This window comes from Janibacter sp. CX7 (genome assembly GCF_024362365.1).
Lineage (GTDB): Bacteria > Actinomycetota > Actinomycetes > Actinomycetales > Dermatophilaceae > Janibacter.
In genome coordinates this window covers 2,983,809-2,996,153 of record NZ_CP101464.1, presented here as the reverse complement: position 1 = coordinate 2,996,153, position 12,345 = coordinate 2,983,809, and the positions used below count along the sequence as shown (strand labels likewise).

The 12,345-nt window shown below is 69.8% G+C and carries 14 protein-coding genes; 9 read left to right on the top strand and 5 right to left on the bottom strand.

The window, feature by feature from the left end; genetic code table 11:
• Positions 1 to 53 precede the first annotated feature (53 nt).
• Positions 54 to 1,352, top strand: a complete 1,299-nt coding sequence (gene aztD / locus NMQ01_RS14745; protein ID WP_255184657.1) for a zinc metallochaperone AztD — start codon at positions 54 to 56, stop codon at positions 1,350 to 1,352.
• Positions 1,353 to 1,355: 3 nt separating this feature from the next.
• On the opposite strand, the gene NMQ01_RS14740 is transcribed toward aztD, so the two are convergent.
• A complete protein-coding gene (locus NMQ01_RS14740) occupies positions 1,356 to 2,819 on the bottom strand; it encodes a cytochrome P450 (protein WP_255184656.1) in 1,464 nt (487 codons plus the stop codon).
• 116 nt (positions 2,820 to 2,935) lie between these two features.
• Between NMQ01_RS14740 and NMQ01_RS14735 the strand changes: the two genes are divergently transcribed.
• Entirely contained in the window at positions 2,936 to 3,232 is a 297-nt protein-coding gene (locus NMQ01_RS14735) for a hypothetical protein (RefSeq protein ID WP_255184655.1), read from the top strand.
• Between the two features lie 89 nt (positions 3,233 to 3,321).
• Here NMQ01_RS14735 and NMQ01_RS14730 read toward each other — a convergent pair whose 3' ends face one another.
• Positions 3,322 to 5,442 (bottom strand): NAD(+) synthase, encoded by a 2,121-nt coding sequence (locus tag NMQ01_RS14730; RefSeq protein WP_255184654.1) that lies wholly within the window; start codon positions 5,440 to 5,442, stop codon positions 3,322 to 3,324.
• Positions 5,443 to 5,762: 320 nt separating this feature from the next.
• Between NMQ01_RS14730 and NMQ01_RS14725 the strand changes: the two genes are divergently transcribed.
• From NMQ01_RS14725 to NMQ01_RS14710, 4 genes are all read left to right on the top strand, one after another.
• The gene (locus tag NMQ01_RS14725; RefSeq protein WP_255184653.1) at positions 5,763 to 6,509 is read left to right on the top strand and encodes an N-acetyltransferase; all 747 of its coding nucleotides are present in this window, start codon (positions 5,763 to 5,765) and stop codon (positions 6,507 to 6,509) included.
• A 140-nt stretch (positions 6,510 to 6,649) separates the two neighbouring features.
• The gene (locus tag NMQ01_RS14720; RefSeq protein ID WP_255184652.1) at positions 6,650 to 7,624 is read left to right on the top strand and encodes an Abi family protein; all 975 of its coding nucleotides are present in this window, start codon (positions 6,650 to 6,652) and stop codon (positions 7,622 to 7,624) included.
• Positions 7,597 to 7,773 carry a hypothetical protein gene (locus NMQ01_RS14715; protein ID WP_255184651.1) on the top strand — a complete coding sequence of 59 codons (177 nt, stop codon included), beginning with the start codon at positions 7,597 to 7,599 and terminating at the stop codon, positions 7,771 to 7,773. The genes NMQ01_RS14720 and NMQ01_RS14715 overlap by 28 nt, the downstream gene beginning before the upstream one ends.
• Complete coding sequence (locus NMQ01_RS14710) at positions 7,770 to 8,309, top strand: type I restriction-modification enzyme R subunit C-terminal domain-containing protein (protein ID WP_255184650.1); 540 nt, start codon at positions 7,770 to 7,772, stop codon at positions 8,307 to 8,309. The genes NMQ01_RS14715 and NMQ01_RS14710 overlap by 4 nt, the downstream gene beginning before the upstream one ends.
• A gap of 66 nt (positions 8,310 to 8,375) precedes the next feature.
• On the opposite strand, the gene NMQ01_RS14705 is transcribed toward NMQ01_RS14710, so the two are convergent.
• A complete protein-coding gene (locus tag NMQ01_RS14705) occupies positions 8,376 to 8,813 on the bottom strand; it encodes a hypothetical protein (protein ID WP_255184649.1) in 438 nt (145 codons plus the stop codon).
• Positions 8,810 to 9,388, bottom strand: coding sequence for a hypothetical protein (locus NMQ01_RS14700; protein ID WP_255184648.1), 579 nt, complete (start codon positions 9,386 to 9,388; stop codon positions 8,810 to 8,812). Before NMQ01_RS14700 ends, NMQ01_RS14705 begins: the two co-directional genes overlap by 4 nt.
• Before the next feature lie 725 nt (positions 9,389 to 10,113).
• Here NMQ01_RS14700 and NMQ01_RS14695 point away from each other — a divergent pair.
• On the top strand, positions 10,114 to 10,524 hold the full coding sequence (locus NMQ01_RS14695; protein ID WP_255184647.1) for a DUF1801 domain-containing protein: 411 nt from the start codon (positions 10,114 to 10,116) through the stop codon (positions 10,522 to 10,524).
• On the top strand, positions 10,521 to 11,084 hold the full coding sequence (locus NMQ01_RS14690; protein WP_255184646.1) for a GNAT family N-acetyltransferase: 564 nt from the start codon (positions 10,521 to 10,523) through the stop codon (positions 11,082 to 11,084). Before NMQ01_RS14695 ends, NMQ01_RS14690 begins: the two co-directional genes overlap by 4 nt.
• Positions 11,085 to 11,097: 13 nt before the next feature.
• On the opposite strand, the gene NMQ01_RS14685 is transcribed toward NMQ01_RS14690, so the two are convergent.
• Positions 11,098 to 12,000 (bottom strand): LysR family transcriptional regulator, encoded by a 903-nt coding sequence (locus NMQ01_RS14685; RefSeq protein WP_255184645.1) that lies wholly within the window; start codon positions 11,998 to 12,000, stop codon positions 11,098 to 11,100.
• A 93-nt stretch (positions 12,001 to 12,093) separates the two neighbouring features.
• Between NMQ01_RS14685 and NMQ01_RS14680 the strand changes: the two genes are divergently transcribed.
• Positions 12,094 to 12,333 carry a hypothetical protein gene (locus tag NMQ01_RS14680; RefSeq protein WP_255184644.1) on the top strand — a complete coding sequence of 80 codons (240 nt, stop codon included), beginning with the start codon at positions 12,094 to 12,096 and terminating at the stop codon, positions 12,331 to 12,333.
• The last annotated feature ends 12 nt before the right edge of the window (positions 12,334 to 12,345 follow it).

Below are 12,345 nucleotides of genomic sequence, written 5' to 3'. Positions count from 1 at the left end.
AAGGAATCTCCTCGACTTGACCTTCGTATCTAAAACGATAATCGTTCTCACTTATGCGAACGACACGACGCCACACCCAGATCCTCTCCGTCGCGACCCTGCTCGCCCTCGGCCTCACCGCGTGCGGCACCGGGACGACGACGGACTCCGCCACGAGCTCGGCCGCCCCCTCCGCCTCGGCGATCCCGCGCGCCGCCGACGTCTCCACCTCGGTCGGTGAGCCCTCGGGCAAGACCGTCGAGGAGGGCAGCCGGGCGGCGCGCCTGGCGATCACCCACGACGAGGGCGTCATCGTCCTCGACGCGGTTTCGCTCGAGCTGCTCGGAGAGTTCCCGCTCTCCGGATTCACCCGGCTCAACCCCGTCGGGGACGGGCGCCACCTCATGGTCACCGAGGGCGAGGGCTTCCGCGTCCTCGACCTCGGGGGCTGGTCCCTGCCGCACGGCGACCACGACCACCACCACTCGACCCGGCCGACGCTCACCGACATGACCTTCCCCGCCGAGCACCCCGGTCACGTCGTCGTCCACGACGGGCGCACCGTGCTCTACGGCGACGGGGACGGCTCCATCCGCTCCTTCGACTCCGACGCCCTGCGGGACGGCGCCACCGCGAAGCCCGAGGTGACGACACGGGCCGAGCGCACGCCGCACCACGGCGTGGCCGTCGAGCGCGAGGACGGGTCGATCGTCACGACGGTCGGCACGGCGGAGGAGCGCTCCGGCATCGTCATCCGCGACGCGAAGGGAGCGAGGGTCGCCTCGTCCGACGAGTGCCCCGGAGTCCACGGCGAGGCGGCCGCGCAGGGTGGCGCCCTCGTCTTCGGCTGCGAGGACGGGCTGCTGCTCGTCAAGGACGACGACATCACGAAGATCGACGCCCCGGACGACTACGGGCGCATCGGCAACCAGGCGGGCAGCGAGGAGTCCCCCTTCGTCCTGGGTGACTACAAGACCGACCCAGAGGCCGAGCTCGAGCGGCCGACGCGGGTGAGCATCACGGACACCCGCGACGGGAGCCTCCGGCTCGTCGACCTGCCGGCCAGCTACTCCTTCCGCTCGCTCGAGCGCGGACCCGACGGCGAGGGCGTCGTTCTCGGCACCGACGGCAGGCTCCACCTCATCGACATGGCGAAGGGAGAGGTGAGCCGCTCCGTCGACGTCGTCGACGAGTGGACCGAGCCGACCGACTGGCAGCAGCCCCGGCCGACGGTGCACGTCCAGGACGGCACCGCCTATGTCACCGACCCGGCGAGCAAGGAGCTGCACCTCGTCGACCTGCACTCCGGCGAGGTCATCAGCAGCGGCGCCCTCCCGGTGGTGCCCAACGAGATCGACGGCACCCTCGGCTGATGGTCAGCGCCGGGTCAGGCCCACCCGGAACCCCACCGGCATGAGCGTCAGCCGCTCGGTGATCTTCAGGTCGTAGCCGGGCTCGGGCGTCAGGTCGAAGCGGTGCAGCAGCTTGGCCAGGACGATGACGGACTCGTGCAGCGCGAACTGGCGGCCGATGCAGGCGCGCTCGCCGGTGCCGAAGGGCTTGTAGGCGTGGGCCGGCCGGGCCCGGATGTGCTCCGGCAGGAACCTGTCGGGGTCGAAGCGCTCCGGGTCCGGCCACACGTCGGGGTCGCGGTGCAGGAGCGGGATGAAGACGAGCACCTTGTCCTGCGGCGTCATCCGCAGACCGCCGGGCACGCCGGCCGAGCCGTCGGCGCCGATCGTCGTCGTCTGCCGCGGCGAGCGGGCGAAGCCCGGTGCCGTCGGCCACAGGCGCAGGGTCTCGTCGACGACCCGGCGCAGGTAGCGCAGCTTGGGCACCTGCTCGAAGGTCGGGGTCGCCATGGGGTCGGTGCCGAGGACCTCGTCGAGCTCGGCCCGCACCCGCGCGAGCACCTCGGGCTCGCGGGCCAGGTGGTAGAGGGCGAAGGAGAGCGCGCCGGAGGTCGTCTCGTGGCCGGCGACGAGCAGGGTGAGGATCTGGTGGCGCACGTTCGTCGCCTCGAGCAGGTCGCCCGAGTCGTCGACGGGCACGTGCATCATCCGGCCCAGCAGGTCCTCGCGGCGGTCGCCACTCGCCTCCCGCTCGGCGACGATCCCGCGCAGGAGCCGGTCGATGTGGGCGTGACGCTCCAGCGCGCGGGCGTCCCGGCGACGCACCCACCGACGGGCGAAGGGCAGGCCCGCCAGGTTGGACCGGGAGGCCGCGTGCGACATGTCCGCGACGAAGGTCGTGACGAAGGGGTCGACCTCCTCGGTCTCGAAGCTGCGGAAGGTGTGGCTGAAGGCGGCCCGGCCGATGGTCTCGAGGGTGAGCTTGGTCAGCCACGGGGAGACGTCGACGGTCCTCCCTTCGCCTGCTGCCGTGTCCCACACCCCGATCAGCTCGTCCGTGGCCTCGACCATGACGTCGTGGTAGCCGCGCATCGCCGACTTGCTGAAGGCCGGCATGAGCAGGTCGTGGGCCAGCCGCCAGTTGGGCTCGTGGCTGTGAGCGGTGAAGAGGCCGTCGCCGACGAACATCCGCAGGTCCTCGACGCCCGGGGCGAGCGCCTTGGTGAAGCGGTGGTCGTCGCACAGCTCGCCGACGAGGTCGACACCGCGGGCGAAGACGAACTTGCGGCCCAGCGCGAGCATCTCGAACATCGGCCCGAGATCGGCCCCGAGCCGCAGCATGTTCTGCACCGGCTGGGTCGGGTCCATTCCTTTGCGGAAGGCGTCACCCAGCACCCGACGACGACCCGGCGGGTGCGGGAAGTCGTGGTCCGCCCACCCCATCCCGGTCGTCGGGGGATGGTCCACGAGGGTGTCGGTCACGGCCACGGTGCCGGGTCCTTTCGTCAGGTGTAGTGACCCGACTCACGGTAGACCTCGCCGGACGGCATGGCGAGGGATCGGCCCTTGCCGATCGGCGCGGCCCGCATGGGATGATGTGCGCCATGAGCAAGCACAAGCACCAGCGTCTCTCGCACCCCCCGACCGGCCCGCACGCCGTCGAGGACCTCGGGGAGTCCCAGAACCCCGCGTGGTGGACCGTCATGACGCTCGGGATCATCGCTGGCGCCGTGGGCACGTGGGCGGTCGTCGTCCTCAGCCCGATGCTCGGTGTCGTCGCGGCCGTGCTCGCCGTGCTGACCATCGTCGTCGGTGTCGTCATGTCGAAGATGGGCCTGGGCTCCTACACCTACGGCAAGGGTGACACCGCCACCGACAGCGCGTCGGTCGGCATCAAGTAGCCCTCACCCGCTGGCCTTCACCCCGCCGGCTGAGGTGGGGCCCCTCATCCCCGCCGGCTGAGGTGCGAGCGCCAGCGAGCCTCGAAGCCTCACCCCGGGACGTTGTCCTCGATGTCCGCGAGCCAGCGGGTGGCGGCGGCGTCGCTGGGCATCCGCCAGTCGCCTCGCGGTGAGACCGCGCCGCCCGGCAGCACCTTGGGCCCGTTGGGCAGCGCCGACCGCTTGAACTGGTTGTCGAAGAAGCGCTGCACGAAGACGACGAGCCACTTCCTGATCTCGGCGAGGTCGTAGGCGCCGCGGTCCTCCTCGGCGACGGAGCTGGGCCACTCTCCCTTCGTCGCGTCCGACCACGTCTGCTCCGCGAGGAAGGCGATCTTGCTCGGCCGGTCCCCGCGCCGGAGCACGTGGAAGAGCGTGAAGTCCTGCAGCGCGTAGGGCCCGATCTTGTCCTGCGTCGACTGCGGCCGGTCGGCGTCCTTGCTCGGGACGAGCTCGGGGGAGATCTCGGTCGCGAGGACCGAGCGCAGCGTCTCGGAGACCTCCGGCAGCTGGCCGGTGTCGGCGACCCAGTGCACGAGGTGCTGCATGAGCGTCTTGGGCACGCCGGCGTTGACCCCGTAGTGGCTCATCTGGTCGCCGACGCCGTAGGTGCACCAGCCGAGGGCCAGCTCGGACAGGTCGCCGGTGCCCAGGACGATGCCGCCGCGCTGGTTGGCGATGCGGAAGAGGTAGTCGGTGCGCAGCCCGGCCTGGACGTTCTCGAAGGTCACGTCGTAGACCTCGTCGGGGTGGTCGGCCTCGGGGTCGAGCCCGTAGGGGTGGCCCATGTCGCGCAGCATCTGTGTCGCGGTGGGCCGGATGTCGAGCTCCTCCCACGTGATGCCGAGCGACTGCATGAGCGCGACGGCATTGGTCTTCGTGTGGTCGCTCGTGGCGAAGCCGGGCATCGTGATGCCGATGATGTCGGTGCGCGGCCGCTCGAGCCGGTCCATCGCCTTGGCCGCGACGAGCAGCGCGTGGGTCGAGTCGAGCCCGCCGCTCACGCCGATGACGATCTTGGGCTGCCAGTCGGCGCCACCGATGGCGCGCAGCCGCTGCTCCACCGCGGAGACCTGGATGTTGTAGGCCTCGTAGCAGTCCTGGGCGAGGCGGGCCTCGTCGTCGGGGACGAAGGGGAAGCGGTCGAGCGGGCGGAGCAGCCCGAGGTCACCGGTGGGCGCCTCGAGCTCGACGTGCAGGTCGCGGTAGGCGGTGGTCGGGCCGCCGTCGGCGCGGGCGATGCCCAGGGCCACGCCGTTGTCGTCGAAGCTGCCCTGCCGCAGCCGCTCCTGGCGCAGCCGGTCGACGTCGACGTCGACGAGGGTCTCGCGGGGACCGGAGGGGAAGCGCTCGGACTCGCCGAGGAGGTCGCCCCCTTCGTAGACCATTGTCTGGCCGTCCCACGACAGGTCGGTGGTGGACTCCCCTTCGCTCGCGGCGGCGTAGACGTAGGCGGCATTGCACCGGGCCGAGGCGGAGCGGGCGAGCAGGTGCCGGTCCTCTGCCCGGGCGACGGTGATGGGGGAGGCGGAGAGGTTGAGCAGGACGGTCGCGCCGGCGAGGGCGGCGTGGGCGCTCGGCGGGACGGGCACCCACATGTCCTCGCAGACCTCGACGTGGACCACGAGGCCCGGCACGTCGTCGACGTGGACGAGCAGGTCGGTGCCGAAGGGGACGCCGTCGAGCACCGCGGCGTCCTCGCCCTGGGCGAAGGTCGGCCGGAACCACTCGTCGACGATGCCGGCGCCGGCGGCGAAGTGCCGCTTCTCGTAGAACTCGCGGTAGTTGGGCAGGTAGGCCTTGGGCGCGATGCCGATGATCTCGCCGCGGTGGATGAGGACCGCGCAGTTGTAGAGCCTGTTGCGGTGGCGAAGGGGGGCACCCACGACGACGAGCGGCAGCAGGTCGGCGGTGGCCCGGGTGAGGTCGACGAGGGCTGCCTCGACCTCGCGGAGCAGCACGTCCTGCAGGAGCAGGTCGTCGATGGCATAGCCGGTGAGGCTCAGCTCGGGGAAGAGCGCGACCGCCGCCCCCTGGTCGCCCACGTGCCGGGCCCGCTCGAGGATCGCCGCGGCATTGGCCCGCGGGTCCGCCATGGTCACCGGCAGCGTGCACGCCGCCACCCGCGCGAAGCCGTGGCGGTAGAGGTTGCGGAAGTCGCGATCCGTCATGCCCCGAGCCTATGGCCCCTGCCCGGTTGCTCCCGGCGAGGAGGCCCGGCGCGCTGCCGAAGTCCTTCGTCGTCGTGTGGTCGCGTTGTCGTTCTCGACGTCGGCTTGACGCTGCGCCGGGCCTCCTCGCCGTCCGCTCGAGGTGCGAGCGCCAGCGAGCCTCGAGACCTGGTGCGGCTCATTCGAAGAAGGAACGCTCGCTCGAGCGAGCGTTCCTTCTTCGAAAGGCCACGCCCCGGTCCCTGAGGAGGACGCCAGCGACCGTCTCGAAGGGACGAAACCCACTGGTCGGGGCGGCTCCCTTCGTCTTGGATGGACCGATGCAGACGCACTCGCTCGCCGAGCGGCCGGACCTCGTCGACGCCTTCTGGTCGATCGCGGGGGACTGGCCGACCTTCATGCTCCAGGACCCGACCTCGGACCGGGCCTACGAGGCGGCGGTCGACGCCTTCCCGCAGCTGCACCTCGTCGTCATGGAGGGCGAGGCCGCGGTAGCGCGGCTGCACGCGGTGCCCTTCGGTCATGCCTTGGCGGACCTGCCGCCTCGTGGTTGGGATGCCGCGATGCAGGAGGCCGAGTGGCTGGCGGCGAAGGGGGAAGCCCCGGACCTGTCGACGATCAGCCTCATCGAGGCCCGGGTGGCGGTGGACCGACGGGGCGAAGGGCTGAGCGGCGCGCTGCTCGCCGAGGCGCGGCGTCGCTATGCCGCGCTCGGCTGCCGTGACCTCCTAGGCCCGGTCCGCCCGACCCGCAAGTGGCTCGAACCCCGCACTGCCGCAGACGAGTACGCGCGTCGGGTCCGCGAGGACGGGCTGCCGGTCGACCCATGGCTGCGCGCCCACGTGCGCCTCGGCGGCCGCATCGTGCAGGTGGCGCCGCTGTCCATGACGATCCCCGGCACGCTGGCCCAGTGGCGGGAGTGGACCGGTCTGCCCTTCGACGTGGACGGGTCCGTCGAGGTCGAAGGGGGCCTCGCCCCCGTCCACGTCGACCTGGCCAACGACCACGCGGTCTACGTCGAGCCCAACGTCTGGGTCCACCACGACCTGCGCCCCCTCGCTGGGTGAGGTGTGAGGCCGCCCGCGGCCGAGCCTCGAAACCGCGCCGGGCGCTTCTGGCTGACGCCTGGGGATGGTAGCGTTGTCCGCAATCGTTCAGCCCGCCCAAGTTCGCTTGGTGCGGGCTGGATCTCTATGTAGGGGGACGCATGGCCCAGCAGGTGGTCAAGCCATTCACCACGATCGGCAAGCAGGTCGAGCTGCTGCGAGCGCGTGGAATGATGCTGGATCGAGACGAAGCTGAGCGGTGGCTAACGGTGGTCGGGTACTACCGCCTTAGCGGCTACTGGTACCCGTACCGGGCACTCAACACAGGCGTCCGTGGGGATCAGTTCGTCCAGGATGCGAGGTTCGACGACGTTGTCCGCTTGTATGAGTTTGACCGGAAGCTCAGGACCCAGATCCATGACGGGGTCGAGCGCATCGAGGTGGCTCTGCGGAGCAGGGTCAGTTACCGCATCGCGGAGCACGACCCATTGGGCTATGAGAACCCGAGCCTCTTCCGCCCGGCCTTCGAGCGCTCGGAGTGGTTGGCGACAGCACGGCGGCGCGTTGATCGTGCCAAGAGACACAGTGAGCCGATCCGTCACTACGAGAAGAAGTACGGCGGGCGGGTGCCGATCTGGGTCCTGACGGAGGTCCTGGACTTTTCGGACGTCTCCAAGCTCTACGACGGGATGCTCGTTCGTGATCAGTGGACAGTTGCGGAGCGCCTTGGCGTCCGGGTCGACGAAGCAAGATTGACTGCCAACCAGCGGAAGAAGGGCAGAAAGGTGCATCCGCTGGCACGTTGGCTCGAGCACTTGACTGTCATCCGGAACAGCGCAGCGCACCATGGCCGTGTGTGGAATCGGTCCTTCACCCCTGTTGGGACGGCTGGACTGAGGACGATCGACGCCCTTGAGTGCCTGCCCGAGGGGCAGAGCGAGCGAGCATTTGGTGCGCTCACCCTCATGGGCTACCTGCTGCAGGGGACGTCGCCCGGGAGTTCTTGGACCTCCAAGGTCAGGAATCTCGTGGAGGACACGTTCCAAGATTTGCCCGGGCGGTCGGTGGGAGAGATGGGGTTCCCAGAGGGCTGGCAGGCCACGCCACTGTGGTCGCAGGGCCGGTTCGCGCGCTGACCGCCACGCCCAAGGACGAGGTCGACCACAACACCTACCGGCTCTTCCAGCTCGAGTACGGTGTCCCGACCGGTGCCTACAGCCTCGACGAAGCCGTCGCCGACGGTTATCTCGTCCCGTGGCGGGTGACGAGTGGTGGGTCGATGTGACGCTCCCGATGCTCGAGCAGATGCGCCTGAAGCTGCGGGCGCTCGTTCGCCTGGTGGAGAAGACGAAACGCAACCCGGTCTACACGGACTTCGCCGACGAGCTCGGTGAGGCGACCGAGGTGACGCTGCCCGGGACGGTGCCGGGCACCGACATGGAGCGCTTCCGCGCGAAGGCCAGTGCCTACCTGCGCTCCCACGAGAGCAACATCGCCCTGCAGCGGCTGCGGCGTAACCGGCAGCTCACCGAGGGTGACCTCAGCGCGCTCGAGCAGATGCTGCTGGAGAGCGGAGCCGGGGCTGCCGCGGACGTGGAGCGGGCGGCTGAAAAGGCGCGCGGGCTCGGGCTCTTCGTGAGGTCGCTCGTCGGGCTCGACCGCGAAGCGGCCAAGGAGGCCTTCGGTGGCTACCTCGACGGTGCGCGCTTCGACGTCCACCAGGTGCGCTTCGTCGAGCTGATCGTCGACGAGAGCGCAGTTGACGACATCGTCGAGATCCTCCGCGACGTGGAGTTCCGGGCTCAGCCACGAGGTGCGTGAGACCGGGGACCGGATCTGAAAGAGCGGATCCACCTCTGTGCTGTTTCAGCCTGCTCGAGGCCGCGTTCATGACGCTCGGTAGACCGCGAGTCGGACCTTCGCCGGGGTGTCGGTGGTGACGAGTGCGGTCTGCTGCCACGTGTGGTTGCTCGAGAGCGCGGAGCAGATCCTTGCTCCCTCCGGAGCCGAGTCCACCCCGAGCAGCTCTTGGTCCTGCTCCGTGAGACCGGTTGCAGGGAGGTCGCTTCCGATCTCGTCGGCACACCAAGCGCGCACGGATTCGTGAGGGGCAGTGAAGATGATGCGGTACGTCGTCGGCTCATCCGCGATGTTGTGGGTGCTCGTCACCTCGGCGCCCCTTGGGAGAGCGATCCCGACCTCCGCGGTGACGTCGTCGAGCGCGACGTTCGACGTTGTGGGGGTGGTGGTGGGCGGCGGACTCGGCCAGCCGGCGGTGCACGCGGCCGCGACGAGAGTGGCCCCGGAGATGGCGAGCACCTTCACGAGATGCTGCCTGACCGACGTCGGGTCGATGAGGTGCCGTGCAGGGTGTACTCCTTGGCCAAGCCGGCGCGGTGCAGGTCGGCCAGGTCCTTGTCCGGGACGGTGTCTCCGTTCACCGGAGCAGACTTCCCGTCGTCGAAGTTGTAGCGGTCCCGGTAGTTGACCTGGGTCTCCATCTCGTAGCGCCACTTCCCGTTGGGCGTGTCAGGCGGGTAGACCGTGACGTGACCGGCCGCGTTGTGTGCCATGCCGTTCGTCGCGTAGTACCAGTTCTGACTGTTGTCGGCGAAGGTGTGAGCCCACGTGGTGTTGACCGGGTAGGTCACGGGGCCGTGGACGCCCTCCTTGCGAGCCTTCTCCACGGCGGCAGAGGCTACATCGTTCTCGCGTTGCTTGATCGCATCGGCCACTATGCCGTTGTCTCGGATCAACTCGTCCACGTCCACCCCGAGTGGCTCGCCGGATCCGTCGAGGTAGTGGTCCATGTGTCTGGCCGCGTCGTCCCAACCCTTGACTCTCGCTCCAGCCACCATGCCGCGCGCCTTCGCCAGAGTCTGGAGCACGTCCTTCGACACCGGTTGGGAGTCGTGCTTGCCCGCGCCTCCATCGGGTGGAGTCCATGCAGGTGCACTCGGCTTGGTCGGCGCAGCCGTGCCAGGTCTCCCTGTTCCCAACCCGTCGGGTCGGTGCGGGTCTGGTCCGCCGGTACCGCCGACCACCTGATTGTCGACCTTGTTGACATCAGGAGCTCGACTGCCGACAGCCGCTTGTGACGTGCTGGTCGCTTGCGCGGACTGACCTCTGGACGTCGTGGGCCCGGGCGTGGCCGGCGGCTGACCGGTCAGTGGGGCCCGTTTCCCGCTGGCCGCGCCTCCACGTGCGGCTGTGCTTGCCTGCACCTGGTCCTCGGCTTGCTCAAGGAGGCGCGCGGACCACGCACGGAGTGCACTGGCAGCGGACGTCAAGGCGGTGACGGATGCGGACCACTCGGATTGGAAGGTCGCTTGGTCCGTACCGGACCAGTGCGAGTTGAGAACGTCGGCCATTGCTGACCCCTGACGACTCAACGTCGTGATCTTCTCGCACTCTTCGCCGAGCGATGCCGCAATGTCGTGCAGTCGCTCGACGTCGGCTCCATGTGTCGCCTGTGGCACGTAACCCCCCTAGGTTTGGCTCCCAACCCTAGGGCACGTGGCGAGGTCCGTCTCGGAGTCCTGACTTGGGGCTGTGCCAGCCCCGGCCGCGGGTGCGTGCGCTCGCGTCCCTCAGTGACGGCCTCCAACCGGACTAGCCTCGGTCCATGGCCAGCGACCGCAAGACGAAGCCCACCGACACCTCCCCCGACGAGGTGCTCGGCGCCGTGGCCGACGAGCGCCGCCGCACGGACGCGCAGGCCGCGCTCGACCTCATGCGCGAGGTCTCCGGGGCCGAGCCGGTCGTGTGGGGGCCGTCGATGATCGGCTTCGGCACCCAGCCCTACACGACGGCCGACGGCAAGGAGCACGAGTGGTTCCGCATCGGCCTCGCCCCGCGCAAGGCAGCGCTCACGCTCTACGGACTGACCTTCTACGGGTCCAACGAGGACCTGCTCGACCGCCTCGGCACGCACACCACCGGCAAGGGCTGCGTCTACATCAAGCGTCTGCAGGACGTCGACGCCGACGTCCTGCGCGAGCTCGTCGAGCGGTCCTGGGCGGGGTCCGGCGAGTGAAGGTCGCCGACCTTGCCTGGCCACGACAGGCCGGGCCACTCTCCCTTCGCCCACCGACACCCGACGACATCGCGCAGGCACTCACCTGGCGGAACAGCCCCGAGGTCACGCGGTGGCTGCTGCTGACGACCGTCGACCCGCAGACGTACACGCGCAGCTGGCTCGAGGACGACCCCGACAGCCTCGGCGTGGCCGCACACGTCGACGGTCAGCTCGTGGGGACCGGCTCACTGTCCATCGGGGACGCCATGGGCCAGGTCCACGCCGGTCAGGACATCTGGAGCCGGGCCCAGGGCAGCCTCGGCTACACCATCGACCCCGCGCACGCCGGTCGCGGCCACGGCACACACCTGGCGCGCGGCCTGCTGTCGATCGCCTTCGACGAGCTCGGGCTGCACCGGGTGACGGCCGGCTGCTTCGCCGACAACACCCCGTCGTGGCGGGTCATGGAGCGCATCGGCATGCGCAGGGAGCAGCACGGCGTCAAGGACTCGTGGCACGCCGAGCTCGGCTGGGTCGACGGCTACACCTACGGGATCCTGCGCGAGGAGTGGCCCTGAGCCGAAGGGGGCGTCACCGCCGCCGGGCAGAGGCGGCGGCGATCTGCTGCAGCAGGTCGACGGCGAGCTTCGCCGCCTCGTTGGACCGGGCCACGGGCGCGGTGAGCGCGACGATGTCACGCACCGGGTTGGGGTTGGTCAGGCGCAGGCGGCGCACCGACTTGGGGATCGAGCGGCTGGCGAGGTCGGGCAGGACCGTGATGCCCACACCCGCCGCGACGAAGGCCGTCGCCGTGTAGTGGTCCTGCGCCTCGACGGTGTAGCGGGGCCGGAACCCCGCTGCGCGACAAGCCCGGTCGACCATGTCCTGGGTGATGCCGGCGGAGATGTCGTTGCTGATCCACGGGCTGTCGGCGAGCTCGGCCATCTCGACGCGGCGCCGGCCGGCGAGCTTGTGGTCGGCCGGCACGAGCGCGACGAAGTGGTCGGTCATCAGGGGAGTGACGAGGTGGCCGGCCCGGACCGAGGTGGTGGGGTCGGCGGGCACGACGTCGATGTCGACGATCGGCGCCTCGCCGCGCGGGTAGCCCTCGGTGAGGACCATCTGCAGCGTCAGCTCGGGCATCTTCGCCTGCAGGCGCTTGGCCAGCTGCGGCATCCACCGATAGCCCGCCGAGGCGAAGTACCCGATCGCCAGCGAGCCGGTGCTCCCTTCGCGCAGGTCGTCGACGACGGCATCGACCCGCTTGAGCTCCGTCATGAGCTGCTCGGACTCCGCTGCGAGCGTGTGGGCCGCCGGTGTGGGCTCGATCCCGCGCCCGTGGCGGGTGAAGAGTGTGAGCCCGGTCTCCTTCTGCAGCGCGGCGATCTGCTGGCTCACCGCCGACGGTGAGTAGCCGAGGTGCCCGGCGGCGGCGTTGACCGAGCCGGAGGCCATGACGGACAAGAAGGTCCGGAGTCGGTGGGCGTCGACCATGCCCGGAAGAGTAGCCGATGATGAAGCAAACCTGCATGATCTGCCACAAAACTGCATTGGTCACGGATAGTTGACGCTGACATCATTGTGGCCATGGAGAAGCTCTGGATGACCTACATCAACGCCCTTCGTCCCGCCGCCAACCGCCACTGGGGTGCCGGCCCGGACTCCGACCACACCCGCATGGCCGCCGAGCTGGCCGCCATGTCCCAGGACGAGACCCGTACGTCCAAGCAGGACCTCATCTCCTCGGCCACGTCGGCGCCGGGCTACCACGCGCCCTACGACAACCGGATGAGCGACCGCTTCCACCCGGTCCTCTCCACGCGCTGAGCGCGACCGTCC